Source organism: Cellulosimicrobium sp. SL-1 (genome assembly GCF_011033075.1).
GTDB classification, from domain to species: domain Bacteria; phylum Actinomycetota; class Actinomycetes; order Actinomycetales; family Cellulomonadaceae; genus Cellulosimicrobium; species Cellulosimicrobium funkei.
In genome coordinates this window covers 68,148-82,140 of the sequence record NZ_JAACJC010000014.1, presented here as the reverse complement: position 1 = coordinate 82,140, position 13,993 = coordinate 68,148, and the positions used below count along the sequence as shown (strand labels likewise).

The 13,993-nt window shown below is 74.9% G+C and carries 16 protein-coding genes; 7 read left to right on the top strand and 9 right to left on the bottom strand.

What is annotated here, in order from left to right:
- Window positions 1–37 precede the first annotated feature (37 nt).
- Both GWJ10_RS19140 and GWJ10_RS19135 read right to left on the bottom strand, forming a co-directional pair.
- A complete protein-coding gene (locus GWJ10_RS19140) occupies window positions 38–706 on the bottom strand; it encodes a biliverdin-producing heme oxygenase (RefSeq protein ID WP_163188917.1) in 669 nt (222 codons plus the stop codon).
- A gap of 141 nt (window positions 707–847) precedes the next feature.
- Window positions 848–1,462, bottom strand: coding sequence for a TetR/AcrR family transcriptional regulator (locus GWJ10_RS19135; protein WP_076403748.1), 615 nt, complete (start codon window positions 1,460–1,462; stop codon window positions 848–850).
- A gap of 87 nt (window positions 1,463–1,549) precedes the next feature.
- Here GWJ10_RS19135 and GWJ10_RS19130 point away from each other — a divergent pair, with 87 nt between their 5' ends.
- From GWJ10_RS19130 to GWJ10_RS19110, 5 genes are all read left to right on the top strand, one after another.
- Window positions 1,550–2,122, top strand: coding sequence for a DinB family protein (locus GWJ10_RS19130; RefSeq protein ID WP_163188916.1), 573 nt, complete (start codon window positions 1,550–1,552; stop codon window positions 2,120–2,122).
- Between the two features lie 82 nt (window positions 2,123–2,204).
- Complete coding sequence (locus GWJ10_RS19125; RefSeq protein WP_163188915.1) at window positions 2,205–3,296, top strand: hypothetical protein; 1,092 nt, start codon at window positions 2,205–2,207, stop codon at window positions 3,294–3,296.
- A gap of 644 nt (window positions 3,297–3,940) precedes the next feature.
- Window positions 3,941–5,032 (top strand): pirin family protein, encoded by a 1,092-nt coding sequence (locus GWJ10_RS19120; protein ID WP_163188914.1) that lies wholly within the window; start codon window positions 3,941–3,943, stop codon window positions 5,030–5,032.
- Between the two features lie 23 nt (window positions 5,033–5,055).
- Window positions 5,056–5,880 carry a DUF5926 family protein gene (locus tag GWJ10_RS19115; RefSeq protein WP_163188913.1) on the top strand — a complete coding sequence of 275 codons (825 nt, stop codon included), beginning with the start codon at window positions 5,056–5,058 and terminating at the stop codon, window positions 5,878–5,880.
- 345 nt (window positions 5,881–6,225) lie between these two features.
- A complete protein-coding gene (locus GWJ10_RS19110; protein ID WP_051028312.1) occupies window positions 6,226–6,984 on the top strand; it encodes a glycosyltransferase family 2 protein in 759 nt (252 codons plus the stop codon).
- A gap of 12 nt (window positions 6,985–6,996) precedes the next feature.
- Here the strand turns inward: GWJ10_RS19110 and GWJ10_RS19105 are convergent, their stop codons facing one another.
- Genes GWJ10_RS19105 through GWJ10_RS19075 form a run of 7 tightly spaced genes read right to left on the bottom strand, consistent with a single transcriptional unit; the run spans window position 6,997 to window position 12,156 of the window.
- Window positions 6,997–7,563: a GNAT family N-acetyltransferase gene (locus tag GWJ10_RS19105; RefSeq protein ID WP_163188912.1), complete on the bottom strand. Its 567-nt coding sequence runs from the start codon at window positions 7,561–7,563 to the stop codon at window positions 6,997–6,999.
- On the bottom strand, window positions 7,560–7,901 hold the full coding sequence (locus GWJ10_RS19100) for a transcriptional regulator (RefSeq protein ID WP_085388552.1): 342 nt from the start codon (window positions 7,899–7,901) through the stop codon (window positions 7,560–7,562). Before GWJ10_RS19100 ends, GWJ10_RS19105 begins: the two co-directional genes overlap by 4 nt.
- Entirely contained in the window at window positions 7,898–8,323 is a 426-nt protein-coding gene (locus GWJ10_RS19095) for a hypothetical protein (protein ID WP_163188911.1), read from the bottom strand. Before GWJ10_RS19095 ends, GWJ10_RS19100 begins: the two co-directional genes overlap by 4 nt.
- Window positions 8,324–8,341: 18 nt before the next feature.
- Window positions 8,342–9,784, bottom strand: a complete 1,443-nt coding sequence (locus GWJ10_RS19090) for a sugar porter family MFS transporter (protein ID WP_163188910.1) — start codon at window positions 9,782–9,784, stop codon at window positions 8,342–8,344.
- A gap of 40 nt (window positions 9,785–9,824) precedes the next feature.
- Window positions 9,825–10,247 carry a sensory rhodopsin transducer gene (locus GWJ10_RS19085; protein ID WP_021482307.1) on the bottom strand — a complete coding sequence of 141 codons (423 nt, stop codon included), beginning with the start codon at window positions 10,245–10,247 and terminating at the stop codon, window positions 9,825–9,827.
- On the bottom strand, window positions 10,244–11,017 hold the full coding sequence (locus tag GWJ10_RS19080; RefSeq protein WP_061267216.1) for an SDR family oxidoreductase: 774 nt from the start codon (window positions 11,015–11,017) through the stop codon (window positions 10,244–10,246). The genes GWJ10_RS19085 and GWJ10_RS19080 overlap by 4 nt, the downstream gene beginning before the upstream one ends.
- Window positions 11,014–12,156, bottom strand: a complete 1,143-nt coding sequence (locus tag GWJ10_RS19075) for a mandelate racemase/muconate lactonizing enzyme family protein (protein ID WP_163188909.1) — start codon at window positions 12,154–12,156, stop codon at window positions 11,014–11,016. The genes GWJ10_RS19080 and GWJ10_RS19075 overlap by 4 nt, the downstream gene beginning before the upstream one ends.
- Window positions 12,157–12,267: 111 nt before the next feature.
- Here GWJ10_RS19075 and GWJ10_RS19070 point away from each other — a divergent pair, with 111 nt between their 5' ends.
- Window positions 12,268–12,909, top strand: a complete 642-nt coding sequence (locus tag GWJ10_RS19070; protein ID WP_021482493.1) for a GntR family transcriptional regulator — start codon at window positions 12,268–12,270, stop codon at window positions 12,907–12,909.
- A gap of 122 nt (window positions 12,910–13,031) precedes the next feature.
- Window positions 13,032–13,979, top strand: coding sequence for a choloylglycine hydrolase (bsh, locus tag GWJ10_RS19065; RefSeq protein ID WP_163188908.1), 948 nt, complete (start codon window positions 13,032–13,034; stop codon window positions 13,977–13,979).
- Window positions 13,980–13,993 lie beyond the last annotated feature (14 nt).

Genomic DNA, 13,993 nt, shown 5'->3' with positions numbered 1-13,993 from the left:
GGGGGCGGCGGCGGGGGTGGGTTGGGGGCGGGGCAGGTCAGGGGTGGGCGGCGCCGAGGTCGGCGAAGAGGTCGCTGTTGAGGCGGAAGGCGTGCTTGGCCTCGGCGACGGTCTCGTCGAGCTGCTCGGGGGTGAGGACCAGGGCGTCGAGGCGCTCGCGGTAGACGTCCTTGAACGGCTTGGACTTGGGGATCTCGACGAACGTGTAGAAGGCGAGGCCGTCGCCCGAGAGCCCGTAGTGCCGCTCGAGCATGCGCTTGATGATCTGCCCGCCCGAGAGGTCCCCGAGGTAGCGCGTGTACGCGTGCGCGGCGTACGCGGGCAGCGACCCGCCGACCGTGCGCAGGCGCGCGACGTAGCGCTCGGTCGCGGGATGGATCGTCACGCGCTCGGCCCAGTCGGCGCCCACGAGGAACGTGAGGTCCTTCTCGATCTCGGGGGTGCGCGTCAGCTCGCCGAACACGAGGCTCGCGCCCTGGGCGTCGTCGCGCATGGCGGCGCTCGCGTCCTCGAGCGCGCCGTAGATGGCCCACTGCTGGGCGGCGAGGTCGGCGTACGCGGCGACGTCGAGGCGCCCGGACATGAGCCGCTCGACGAACCCGGAGCCCTCGGCCTGCTCGTGCTCGGGGCGCGTGCCCTCGCGCAGCCGCTGCGACAGCGGGACGGACTCGTCGGCGCGGTGGAGGTCGTGGGTGAGGGCAGTCACGGGGTGGCTCCTGCGGGTGCGTCGGGGCGGGACAGCACGTCCTGACGCCGTGTCATGACGATGCGTCAGGAACTGTAACGCACGGAGGTGAGGCTTGCCTATCCTCTGTCCGTCATCCGGCCCCGCCGAGCGGGCAGGGCGTCAGCCCGCGAGCGCGGGCGAGGTCGCGTCGGCCCCCACGGCGCGCAGCACGAACGCCTCCGTCGCCTCGATCGCCTGCTCGCGCGCGGCCGGGTCGTCGGGCACGAGCCGCCCGGACAGGCACGCGTTGACGAGCTGGACGGTCGTGTCGATGTCCTGCGCGGGGAACTCGCCCGCCTCGATCCCCGACCGGACGATGCGGCGCAGGATCGCCTCGACGAGCTCGGCGTGCTCGCGCAGCCGCTGGCGCGTCGTGCGCGAGAGCACGGTGCGCAGGTCCGGCCCCGGGGCGAGGTGGAAGATGCGCTTGAGCTGCGCCTGCTGGCGGATGTACGTGCGCAGCTGCTCCACCGGGTCGTCCACGTGCTCCAGCGCGCGCTCCAGCGTCCCGACGTACTGCTCCGTCTCGTGGGTGATGAACCCGAGGAGCAGGGCCTCCTTGTCGGGGAAGTGGTTGTACACCGCGGTGCGGCCGACCCCGGCGGCGGCGGCGATGTCCGCGAGCGAGATGGCGTCGAAGCCCCGGTCCATCATGAGGGTCGAGAGCGCCGCGAAGAGCTTCTGCCGGGTCTGGGCGCGGTGCTCGTGGAGGGACCCTCCGATGATCTTGGGCATGCTGACATCATAGGCAGTTCGTGTCAGAACGCTAATCCCGGGCGACCGGCCCGCGGAGGGCGCTGCGCCGTCTGGCACACTGCCGCCATGGACACGACCGCGTCGCCCGAGGGCGTCCCCGCCGCCCCGGACCCGGAGTTCCCGCCCGTCCCCGCGGACACCAAGGACTGGACGTGGGTCATGGAGCGGCCGTGCCCCGAGTGCGGTTTCGTCGCAGGCGAGGTCACGCCCGACCGCGTGGGCGCCGCCGTGCGCGACGCCGTCCCGCGCTACGTCGCGGCCCTGGGCCGCCCCGACGCGCGGACCCGCCCCGACCCGACGACGTGGTCGGTGCTCGAGTACGCCGCGCACGTCCGCGACGTCTTCTCCGTGTTCGACGTGCGCGTGCAGTCCATGGTCGAGGGCGACGACCCGCGGTTCGCCAACTGGGACCAGGACGCGACGGCGGTCGCGGAGGACTACGCGCACCAGGACCCGGCCGTCGTCGCGCGCGAGCTCCGGATCGCGGGCGACCGCGTCGCGGGCCGCTTCGACGCGCTCGTCCCCGACCAGTGGGAGCGCCCCGGCCGGCGCTCGAACGGCTCGGTCTTCACCGTCCGGACGCTGGGGCAGTACTTCGTGCACGACGTCGTCCACCACCTCCACGACGTCGGCGCCTGACGCCCCGGGGTCCCGGTGAGCGGACCCACGCTCGTGACACCGCCGTAACACCGTCGCCTCCGGGGCGCTCTACGTTCCGGTCATGGACGCCCCCGTCGCCGGCCTGGTGCCGGACGCGCACGCCGGTGCGCACCTGCTCGCGACGCCCCGCTCGCGCGGCGCGGCCCGCACGCCCGTGGACGCGCTCGCGCGCGCCTGGTTCGCCGGTGCGGCCTGGACGACCCCGCCGGGCGGTGGGGGAGCGGCGCGCCCCATGGCCGGCGCGCGGTTCCGTGGCGTGGTGCCCGACGGCGTCGTCGCACCGGGCGAGCTGCGCCTCGCCGAGGGGGCGCGCGTCGTCGGGCCCTTCGCGCTCACGCCGCCGCAGACCCAGGCGCTCGGCCTCGCGGGCGGGGGCGCCGAGGCGTTCGCGCTGCACGTCGACCACCCCGACGCGCGGCTCGCGCCCGTCGCGCGGACCGGCGCCTGGACCGACACGTCGACCGGCACGTCGACCGGCACGTCGACCGGCACGTCGACCGGCACGTCGACCGGCTCCCTGACCGACGACCGCGACGGGCTGGTGCGCGCGTTCCCGGCAGGCCTGCCGCAGGGGCTCGAGCTCCGCGTGCTGGGCTGGGCCGTCGCCGCGGCCCGGCGCGTCGGCGGCGCGGTCGTCGCGGACGGCCGGACCGTGCTCACGCCCGACCCGGCGTCGGGCGTCGACCTCACGCTCTACAGCGCCCACGTGCTCGGGCCCGACGACGCGCTGGGCGTCCTGCGCACGACGGTCCCCGGCGCGGGGGTCGTCGCGGTGCGGCCCGGCGCGGACGGCCTCGCGGAGTACGTGCTGTCGGGCGAGACCCCGTACGACGGCGCGGTGCGGCTCGAGGCCCGCCGCGTCGCGCGGGTCCCGCTCGCGCTCGACGCCCTCGACTGGCGCGAGCACGGGCCGCACGCCTACCGCCTCACGTGGGTGCCGACCGAGCCGGACGAGCTCGCGGTCGAGCGACCTTCGGGGCTGCACGTCATCGCGCGCTCGCGCGCCCGGGTGCTGCTCGCCCGGCTCGCGGCGATGCTCCAGGGCCGGCTCGCGGGGACGCTCGTCGACGACGGCGGGTTCGTCGTGCGCGACCTCGACCTCGACGAGCGGCTCTCCCCGGCGGCGGCACCCACGGCGCGGTTCTGGGTCTGAGCGCGTGCGCACGGGCCGCGCCGCGGGGTCGGACGGGCCCGGTCCGCGCCGAGGTCTGTCCACAGAATTCATCCACAGGCCTGTGGGCGGCGTGGGAACGGCGCGGGACGTCCTGTGGACGAACCTGTGGTCATCCGGGCGGCCCAAATGACAACGGTGGGAACTCTTGCAGACCCCCGGACCGAGGACTACAAACGTCCGTAACGGCCCGGACGGGCGCACACGGACGACGGGGTTCCGGCACGCAGCACGCAGGGGTCTGAGGGCCTCGCCAGGACCGCACGACGTCTCGCCGCGCACGCGAGGGCACGGCCGACCGGAGAACGGTGGACGACCCGCCACCCCCTGCTGCGGGGCTGCGCGCGACGGCGCAGGTTCCTACCGGACCCGGAAGGCCGACCGCGATCGGCGTCACCGCACCTGCCCGGGCACCCGGGGGGACGCGAGGGCGCCGGGCCGCCACGTCGCGAGCGGCGCCCCGACGGGCCTTCCGGCCCGACCGCCCCGGGGTCGCGCGGACACGGCGAGGCCCCTCGGAATCCTGCTCCGAGGGGCCTCGTCCCCATTCTCCCGCGGGTACGGCCCGACGCGAAGACCGCCCACAGGCGCAGGACGGCGCCGCCCCGCGCGCCTACGCTCGTGCCATGAGCAACCTCGAGACCCGGCCCGAGGAGCGCGTCTGCTCGGCGGGCGCGCCCCACGACGACGGCGGAGGCGCCGCGGTCGAGATCCTCGAGCACCGGGACGTCCCGCTCGGGGGCACCCGGGCGATGCGCGTGCGGCGCACGATCCCGCAGCGCGCGCGGTCGCTCGTCGGCGCGTGGTGCTTCCTCGACCACTACGGGCCCGACCCGCTGCCCGCGATCGGCGACGGCACCGACGGCATGCAGGTGCCGCCGCACCCCCACACGGGCCTCCAGACGGTCACGTGGCTGTTCGCCGGGGAGATCCTGCACCGCGACGCCGTCGGGTCGCTCCAGACGGTGCGGCCCGGCGAGCTCAACCTCATGACCGCGGGTCGCGGCATCTCGCACTCGGAGGAGTCGCCGCGCGGCGAGCGGCCCCCGGTCCTGCACGGCGTCCAGCTCTGGGTCGCGCTCCCGGGCGACCGTCTCGCGGACCCGCCCGCGTTCGAGCACCACGCCGACCTCCCCGTCGCCACGGTCGACGACGCGCGCGTGGAGGTCTTCCTCGGAGCGCTCCGCGTGGGCGGCGCCGCCCTGCGCTCGCCCGCCACGACGTACACGCCGATCGTCGGGGCGCAGCTCGACCTCGCGCCCGGCGCGCGCGTCACGCTCGACGTGGACCCGACGTTCGAGCACGGCCTCCTCGTCGACGAGGGCGCCGTGCGGCTGGAGGGCTCGCCCGTGCCGCCGTCGTCGCTGGGGTACGTCGAGCCCGGCCGCACGACGCTCGTCGTCGAGGCGGGGCCGGACGCCCCGGCGCGGGCCGTGCTCGTGGGGGGCGAGCCGTTCGGCGAGGACATCGTCATGTGGTGGAACTTCGTGGGCCGCTCGCACGACGACGTCGCGCGCGCCCGCGCGGACTGGCAGGCCCAGCTCGTCGTCACGGGGGACCAGGGTCCGAACCGCGGCGGCACCCGGTACGCCGACGGCGCGCGCGAGCGCCGCTACGGCGAGGTCGTCGGGTACGACGGCGGACCCCTGCCCGCGCCCGCGCTGCCCGACGTCCGCCTGCGCCCGCGCACCCGGCCCGCCACGCCGCCGCGCCGGTAGGCCGCGCCAGTAGACTGCCGCGCATGGCCAAGAACACCACGGCCGACTTCGTGCTGCGCCCGTTCGAGGGGCTCCCCGGCGAGACCGACTGGGTCGCGATGCGCGAGGTCGTCCCCTCGGCCACCGCGACCGCGCGCACGACCGCCGAGCACGGGGCGCGCGACGTCCTCGTCGTGACGGTCCTGCCTGCCGGCTGGGCCGCGCTGCACCGTCAGGACGGCACGATCCTCCTCGCCGTCCAGACCCTCGCCGGCTCGGGCGACACGAGCCGCGACCTCGCCGCCGCGCTCCTCGAGGCGATCGACGCCGAGCCCGGCACGTCCATCGAGACGAGCGCCCTGCCCGACGCCGGCCCGCGCCTGCAGGACGTGCTCGACCTCTCCGTCCCGTTCGACGTCACCGTGCACGAGGACTTCGCGTTCTGGCTCGACCCGTCGGCGGAGATCACGCCCGACCTGCGGGCCTCGCTCGACCAGGCGGCCGAGTCGATGGTGCCCACCGTCAAGCTCGACGCCGTCGAGTCGGCGTACTGGTGCCGCATGTCGCGCGAGTTCTTGCGCTGGGCCCGCCCCGAGCCGGAGGACGCCCTCATCGACGCGATCTCGCGCCTGCACGCGAAGCGCGAGTCCGGCCTCGCGGGCGGCAAGTTCGTCGGTGCCTTCCGGTCGAGCGGCCTGCTCGTCCCCGTCTGGGAGCTGCCCCGCGGCACGGAGGCGGACGAGCTCGAGGGCCCGGTCGCGGAGCTCGACGCGCGGCTCACCGAGGCGCTCGCGGTCACGGAGCCGCTCGACGCGAACGAGCGCCGTGCGCGCGCAGGCATCGTGTCCCGGCAGGTCACGCTCCGCTGACCCGGAGCAGGCTGATCCGCAGCCCCCGCGCGTGAGCGCACGACGCGGGAGCGCGACCACGCCGAGAGCCCGCCGACGCCCCTGTCGGCGGGCTCTCGCGTCGAGTAGGATCCGGGAGACCTGGGAACGCAGCCCGGTCGTCCTGCGGAGATCCCGAGCGGATCCGCTGGTGGAACGACGACACATCTGCGGCCAACTCTTTGCACTACTAGGCTGGACGGCGTGAACGCGGACCATCGGTCGACCGATACGGGGAAGAACACGGGGAGTACCCCCACGAGCACGGCGAGCACGCCGCCGACGTACCTGTCGGCGTCCGGCACGCGGGCGCGCACGCCGCGCCCCGTGACCGGCGACGGACGCACGGGTCGCGCCGTCCGCCAGCGCGTCGCGGTGATCATCCCCGCGAAGGACGAGTCCCGCCGCATCGCCGCCACCGTGCGCGCCGCGAAGGCCATCCCGCACGTCGACCTCGTGCTCGTCGTCGACGACGGCAGCGAGGACGACACCCAGCACGTCGCGCGCGAGGCGGGCGCCGTCGTCGTGCGGCACTCCCACAACCGCGGGAAGGCCGCGGCCATGGAGACGGGCGCCGCCGTCGTCGCGATGCGCGACGCGGCCGACCGCCCGCCGCGCCTCCTGCTCTTCATCGACGGCGACCTCGGCGAGACCGCGGTGAACACCGCGCCGCTCGTCGCGCCCGTGCTCGACGGGTACGCCGACGTCGCCATCGCGCTGCTCCCGCCGCAGCCGGGCGCGGGCGGCCGGGGGATCGTCGTGGGGGCCGCGCGCCGCGCGATCCAGTCCCTCACGGGGTGGACCCCGACGCAGCCCCTCTCCGGGATGCGGTGCCTCACGCGCGAGGCGTTCGAGGCCGCGACGCCGCTCGCGCGCGGCTGGGGCGTCGAGACGGGCATGACGATCGACCTGCTCCGCAAGGGGTACGTGGCGGTCGAGGTGCCGTGCGACCTGCGCCACCGCGCGTCGTCGAACGACCTCAAGGGTCAGCTCCACCGCGCCGCCCAGTACCGCGACGTGCTGCTCGCGGTGAACGCGCGCAAGATGCGCTCCGCCGTCGACCGCGTGCGCGCGGGCGACCACTGACCGAGGCGGCGCTCAGGGCGTCGGCGTGCGGACCATGCCGTGCACGACGGGGCCGTCGTGCAACTGCGTGGTCGCGGTGCGCACGAAGCCCAGCCGCTCGTAGAAGGTGACGTTGCGCGCGTCGGAGGTCTCGAGCGCGACGGGCGCGTCCCCGAGGGCGGGGTCGCGCAGGGCGGCCCGGCACACCGCGCTGCCGCGCCCGGTGCCCTGGAGCGACGGCAGGACCCCCACCGTCGCGAGCGTCCAGGCGCCCGGCGGGGGCGGCGGCAGCTGGGCAGCGGCCACGGCCTGCAGGCGCGGGCCGTGCAGCGCGGCGACGCGCTCCTGGACGTCCCCGGGGGGAGCGGGGGCGTCGGGCGGCATGAGCGCGACGACGGCGTCCGCCGGGTCGTGGACGACCACGATCCCGTGCGCGAGGGCGTGCTCGAGGTAGATCTCCTGGAGCGCGGCGAGGCGCTCGGGGTAGTCGTCCTCCGGGACGGCCCAGCGGGTCCAGGGGTAGTCGTGGAACGCGGCGGCGAGGGTGCGGGCCGCGGCGGGGACGTCGGCGGCGGTGGCTCGACGGAACGTCGGCGTCATGGTGCGGTGCCTCTCGGGGTCGGGTCGGGCTGGGGCTCGATCGCGCCGGTGCGGGCGATCTGCTCGAGCGTGCGCACGTGCTGCCGGAACGCGTCGAGCCCTCGGTCGCTGATGCGGACCCAGGTGCGCGTCCGACGTCCGGCGGCCTCCTTGCGGATCTCGACGAGGCCCGCGTCGGAGAGCGCGGTGAGGGCCTGGGAGAGGGACGAGTCGCTCAGCTCGACCAGGTCGGCCAGGAAGCGGAAGTCCGCGCTCTCGACGTTCGCCAGGGCGGCGAGGATCGAGAAGCGCACGGGCGAGTGGATGAGCGCGTCCAGGGCCTTGCGCGGGTGGCTCACCGGCGTGCGCTCGCGAACGCGCACGCCGCGAACGGGGACGCGGCGACGACGCCGGCGACGACCCACCAGGCGGGCGACGTCGCGCCGACGAGCTGGAGCGCCGGGTCGAGCATCACGAAGTACAGCACCGCCCAGGTGATCAGGGCGATGCCCATGTCGCGCACCCAGTGCCGGGGCGCCGTCCGGTGGTGCCGCGCGACGGCAGACCACAGCAGGACGAGGACGACCACGAGCACCGTGGTGGCGGGCCACCACGGTGCGTCGAGGACGTCGATCGCGATCGTGTACGCGAGGGCGGCGACGGCGTGCCCGACGCTGAGCCAGGGGTACCAGCGGGTCGCGCGGTGGGCCTGGGCGGCGACCTCCTCCGCCTGGCCGAGCTGACGACGGGCCTGCTCCGGGGTGATGGAGTTCTGGATCATGCAATCACTTTAACACTCCTAAAGTGATTGGGGTCCACCCGACGCGGTGTCCTCCCGCATCTCCTCGAGCGGGCGGTTCGCCGTCTCGGGCAGCGCCCTCAGCACGAGCACGAACGACGCCGCCGCGAACACCGCGTAGAGGGCGTAGCTGCCGGGGAGCGACAGGTCCCGGAGCGAGGGGAACGTGAGATTGACGGCGATGCCCGCCGCCCAGTTGGCGGCGGCGGCGAGCGACGCGGCGCGGGCGCGCAGCAGGTTGGGGAACATCTCCCCGACGAGGATCCACACCACCGGGCCCCACGAGACGGCGAAGGCCACGACGAAGACGTTCGCCGCGACCAGGGTCACGACGCCCCAGGCGTCGACGAACACGACGCCGTCCGCGGTCTGCCGCGCCTGGGCGAACCCGGTCGCCATGACGGCCAGGGCGACCGTCATGCCCACCGACCCCACGAGCAGCAGGCGACGCCGACCCACGCGGTCGACGAGGAAGATCGCGACGACGGTCGCCGCGACGTTGACGAGCGACGTGAGGGCCGAGAGCCAGAAGGCCTGCTGCTCGCCGAAGCCCACCTGCGCCCAGAGCGACGTCGAGTAGTAGAAGATGACGTCGATCCCGACCAGCGCCTGGAGCGCGGCGAGCGCGATCCCCAGCCAGACGATGGGCTTGAGGCGGCCCGGGCCGGAGAACAGGTGGGACCACGCCGGCTGCGCCTCGTGGAGCGTCCCCTCGATGGTCGCGACGCCCAGCAGCGCGTCGCCCTCCGGGACGCGGTGGAGGCGCCGCAGCGTGCGGGCGGCGCCGTCCCGGTCGCCGCGCATCACCAGGTACCGCGGCGACTCCGGCAGCAGGACCGCCGCGACCACGTACGCGACCGACGGCACGACCGCGACGAGGAACATCCACCGCCAGGCGGGCAGGCCGAGGGCCAGCTCCGCCTCGGCCCCGCCCGCGGCGCGGACGAGGAACGCGTTCGAGACGAGCGCGGCGAAGATGCCCAGGACGATCGACATCTGCTGCGCCGTCGCGAGCCGCCCGCGCAGCCGGGCGGGGGCGATCTCGGCGATGTAGAGCGGGGCGACGACGGACGCCATCCCCACCCCGACGCCCCCCAGGAAGCGCCACAGCGCGAGGGTCGGGCCGTCGTGCGCGACGGCGCACAGCACCGACGTGGTGACGAACAGGGTCCCGGCGACCATCATGAGGCGCCGTCGCCCGAAGCGGTCCGCGATCGTGCCCGCGGCGAAGGCGCCTACGGCCGCGCCGAGCAGCGCGCTCGCGACGATCACGCCGACGAGCGCGCTCCCGACGCCGAGCTCGGCCTTGAGGGCGTCGACGGCGCCGTTGACCACGGCCGTGTCGAAGCCGAACATGAACCCGCCCAGCGCCGCCCCGACGGTCGACGCGACGACGAGCGGGGTGAGGGCACCGTGGCCGAGCCGGCCCGTCGCGGCGTTCACGGCGTGCCCCGGCGGGGGGTCGTCGGGGTGGAGGTCTGCGTCATCGGAGGTCCTCTCGGAAGGTGTCGACGGGATGGGCGATCGTGCTGAACAGGGCGTTGGCGGCCTGCCGCGAGTCGAGCCGCGTGTGCTGGACGACGACGGGCGCCGACGCGACGACGACGGCCGAGTAGTCGGTGCCGCGGGGCACGGGCTCGGGGTCGTCGAGGTCGTTGAGCGTCACGTGGCGCACCCGCTCGGCGGGCACCACCACGACGTAGGGACCGGCCGGCGGGCGGTCCGCGAAGTAGAGCCGGATCTCGACGCGCGCGTCGTCGGGGCCGGCGTTGAGCAGGCACAGGCTCTCGTGGCTCGCGAGGGTCGGGTCGTCGCCCGTGCCGTACGGCGGGATCCAGCCGTCGCCGATCGCCCAGCACGTCGCCCCGACCCGGGGGCGACGTGCCGGGGCGTCCGGCGCGCTCATACGCTGATCGACGACTTGGCGAGGACGCCGCCGTCGCACCCGACGAGCGACCCGGTCGTGTACGACGAGCGGTCCGACAGCAGCCAGAGCACGGGCTCGGCGATCTCCTCGGGCCGCGCGAGCCGACCCAGCGGGACCTCGTGCTCGATCTGCGCGCGCGTGGCCGCGACCTCGTCGGCGGGCACGTTGGCCCACATGAGGGGGGTCTCCGTCGGGCCGGGGACGATCGCGTTCACCCGGACCCCGTGGCGCGCGTAGTCGACCGCGAGGGTGCGGACCATGGACGACACCGCGCCCTTCGAGGCGCCGTACGCCGTCGCGCCCCCGGCCGCGAAGCCGACCGTCGCGGCGGGCGAGCCGCACAGCACGACGCTCCCGCCGTCGCCGTCGATCATCGCGCGCAGCACCTCGCGCACGACGAGGAACGTGCCCGTCACGTTGACGTCGAGCACGCGGCGCCACGTGGCCGGGTCGAGCTCGTGCGCCGCCCCGCCCACGTCGATCCCGGCGCCCGCGAAGAGGCCGCGCAGCGGCGGTCCGGATTCCACGGCCGTGCCGACCGCCGCCGCGACGGCGGCGGCGTCGGTCACGTCGAGCACGTGCGCGCGCCCGTCCCCGCCCGCCTGCCGGGCGAGGTCCACGGTGGCCGCGGCGCCGTCGGGGTCGAGGTCGAGCACGTGCACGAACCAGCCGTCGCGCGCCGCGCCCACGGCGACCGCGCGGCCGATCCCCGACGCCGCGCCCGTCACGACGAGCGACCGCGGGCTCACGACGCGCTCCCGAGCAGCGCGTCGACGTCGCAGTAGCGCGCGAGGCGGTCGCGGTCGAGCGTGATGCCGAGGCCCGGGCCGTCCGGGATCGGGAGCATCCCGTCCGCGTCGAGCGTCCAGCGGTCGGTCGTCAGGTCGTCGATGTAGGGCGAGCCGGTGACGTACTCGACGAGGTCCGTGTCCGGCAGGGCGGAGGCGAGCTGGAGGTCCGTGGCGAGCCCGACGGCGGTGTTCCACCCGTGCGGCACGAGCTTGACGCCGTGGTCGTGCGCGGACCACGCGATGCGCCGCAGCTCGCTCGTCCCCCCGACCTTCGTGACGTCGGGCTGCACGATGTCGAGGGCGCCGCCCTCGATCCACGGCTGGAACGCCTGCCGACGCGTGAGCACCTCGCCGCCCGAGATCGGCACGGGCGAGCGCCGGCGCAGGTGCGTGTAGTCCTCGATCGCGTCCGGCGGGAGCGGCTCCTCGAACCACGCGACGCCGTACGCGTCGAGCATGCGCGCGGTGCGCAGGGCCCACTTGTAGCCCTGGCTCCACGCGCTGTCGCTGCCGCCCGCGTCGACCATGAGCATCGCGTCGGGGCCGACGGCGTCGCGCGCCGCGGCGACGATGCGCTCGTCGAGCCGCTCGTCGACCCGGCCGAAGGGACCCCAGCCGATCTTGAACGCGGTCCACCCCTCGGCGCGCAGCGCGGTGAGGTGGTCGCGCAGCGCGTCGGGCTGGTCCATGAGCAGGGACGCGTACGGGCGCACCCGGTCGCGGTACCGCCCGCCGAGCAGGCGCCCGACGGGCTGGCCCGTCGCCTGGCCGAGGAGGTCCCACAGCGCGGTGTCGACGCCGCTGATCGCGTGCGTGATCGACCCGCCGCGGCCCATCCAGAACGTCGTGCGGTGCAGCCGCTCGCTCGTGCGCTCCGGCTCCAGCGCGTTCGCCCCCAGGAGCAGGGGCCGCAGGATGTCGAGCGCGCCGCGCACGAGGTCCTCGGTGGTGAACACGCTGCCGACACCGACGAGACCCTCGTCGGTGTGGACGGCGACGAGGGTGTGCACGACGTCGTCCTGCCGCAGCTCCTCCTGCCAGCCGCCCTCGGGGGTGGCGCCGCGCAGCCCGGCGGCGGTGATGGCGGTGATCCTCATGGGTGTCCTCTCGTCGGTGCCGTGGACCGCGACTCTAGGTCGCTCGATGGTAGATGGTCAACCATCGGCCACCCACTAGGGTGGAGCCTTCCCGAGTGAGAGGTCGCCGTCGTGCCCGTCCTGCCCGCATCGCCGCCCGAGTCCCGGCGCGACTGGGTCCTGCGCCACCTGCGCGAACGCATCGCCTCCGGCGACCTGGCCGCCGGGGACCGCCTCGTCGAGCGCGACCTCTCCGCCGCCTACGGCATCAGCCGCGGCCCGGTGCGCGAGGCGATCATGGTGCTCGAGCAGGAAGGGCTCGTCGTCTCCCACCCGTACCGCGGCGCCGTCGTGGTGGACATCTCCCAGGAGGAGATCGCCGAGATCCTCGTCCCGGTGCGGACCGTCATCGAGAAGGTCGCGTTCCGCTCGGCGGCGCGTGCGCAGGACCCCGCGCTCCTGGACGCGCTCGACCGCACGGTGGCGGCGATGGAGCGCGCGGCGGACCCGCTCGACGCCCGTCGCCTCGCCGACCTCGACCTCGAGTTCCACGAGGCGGTGATCGCCGCCGCGAGCCACACGCAGTCGCTGCAGATCTGGCGGCTCATCCAGCCGCGCGTCCGCGCGTACTTCGTCCGCGACGCGCCGCACCACGAGGACCCGCACGCCGTCGTCGAGCAGCACCGGGACCTGCTCGCGGCGCTGCGGTCGGCTGACCCGGACCGCGCGGAGCGCGCGGTCGAGGAGCACATCGCCGTCTACCTGCAGCCCTGAGGCGCGCCCCTGCCGGTGGCCCCATCCGGAGCCCGGACGCACCATGGGAGGACGGGGCACGACGTCGTGACCCGGCGGCGCGCGGTCCCGCGTGCCGTGCCGACGACGACGGGGGCAGCGCGATGTGCACAGGGATCAGGTTCTCGGACGACCAGGGCAGCGTGTACCTGGCACGCAACCTCGACTGGACGAGCGGCTACGGGCAGCAGGTCGTGGTGACGCCCACGGGCTACGCGCCGCGCTCGCCGTTCGGCGCCGTGCGCTCGATCGAGCACGCGGTCATCGGCATGGGCATCGTGGAGGAGGACACCCCGCTCTACTTCGACTGCGGCAACGACGCGGGCCTGGCCGTCGCGGGGCTCAACTTCCCGGGCTACGCGGCCTACGCGCCCGGACCGGTCGACGGCGCGGTCAACGTCGCGGCGTTCGAGCTCCCGCTGTGGGTGTGCGCGCAGTTCGCGAGCGTGGACGAGGTCGAGGCGGCCCTCGCGGACGTGGTGGTCGTCGACCGTCCCATCAACGAGAAGTACCCCAGCTCGTTGCTGCACTGGATCGTCGCCGACGCGCAGCGGGCGATCGTGCTCGAGCACACCGCGGACGGCCTGCACGTGTTCCAGGACGACGTCGACGTGCTCACGAACCAGCCCGGGTTCGACTGGCACCACGAGAACCTGCGCAACTACCTCAACGTCTCGCCGGACTTCCCCGAGGACACGGTCGTGGGCCGGGCCCACCTCGCCCCGTTCGGCTCGGGCTCGCACATGCGCGGCGTCCCCGGCGACTACTACTCGCCGTCCCGGTTCGTCCGGGCCGCGTACGTCAACTCCCACTACCCGACGAAGGGCACCGAGGAGGAGAACGTCGGCCGCGCCTTCCACACGCTGCAGCAGGTCGCGATGGTCGACGGCTGCGCCGCGATGGGGTCGGGCGAGTTCGAGATCACGGTGTACACCGGGCTCTTCTCGTCCCGCACCTCGACGTACTACTGGAACACCTACGAGGACCCGGCGATCCGGAGCGTCGCCCTCGGTGACCACGCCACGGGCGGCACGGAGCTCGTGCTCGTCTAGGAGCCTCGCGGACG

Excerpts from the sequence above, each read along its gene's own strand:
- bsh (WP_163188908.1), top strand. The coding sequence starts at position 13,032 with ATGTGCACAGGGATCAGGTTCTCGGACGACCAGGGCAGCGTGTACCTG.
- GWJ10_RS19075 (WP_163188909.1), bottom strand. The coding sequence starts at position 12,156 with ATGAGGATCACCGCCATCACCGCCGCCGGGCTGCGCGGCGCCACCCCC.
- GWJ10_RS19135 (WP_076403748.1), bottom strand. The coding sequence starts at position 1,462 with ATGCCCAAGATCATCGGAGGGTCCCTCCACGAGCACCGCGCCCAGACC.
- GWJ10_RS19115 (WP_163188913.1), top strand. The coding sequence starts at position 5,056 with ATGGCCAAGAACACCACGGCCGACTTCGTGCTGCGCCCGTTCGAGGGG.
- GWJ10_RS19130 (WP_163188916.1), top strand. The coding sequence starts at position 1,550 with ATGGACACGACCGCGTCGCCCGAGGGCGTCCCCGCCGCCCCGGACCCG.
- GWJ10_RS19085 (WP_021482307.1), bottom strand. The coding sequence starts at position 10,247 with ATGAGCGCGCCGGACGCCCCGGCACGTCGCCCCCGGGTCGGGGCGACG.
- GWJ10_RS19125 (WP_163188915.1), top strand. The coding sequence starts at position 2,205 with ATGGACGCCCCCGTCGCCGGCCTGGTGCCGGACGCGCACGCCGGTGCG.
- GWJ10_RS19105 (WP_163188912.1), bottom strand. The coding sequence starts at position 7,563 with ATGACGCCGACGTTCCGTCGAGCCACCGCCGCCGACGTCCCCGCCGCG.
- GWJ10_RS19095 (WP_163188911.1), bottom strand. The coding sequence starts at position 8,323 with ATGATCCAGAACTCCATCACCCCGGAGCAGGCCCGTCGTCAGCTCGGC.
- GWJ10_RS19120 (WP_163188914.1), top strand. The coding sequence starts at position 3,941 with ATGAGCAACCTCGAGACCCGGCCCGAGGAGCGCGTCTGCTCGGCGGGC.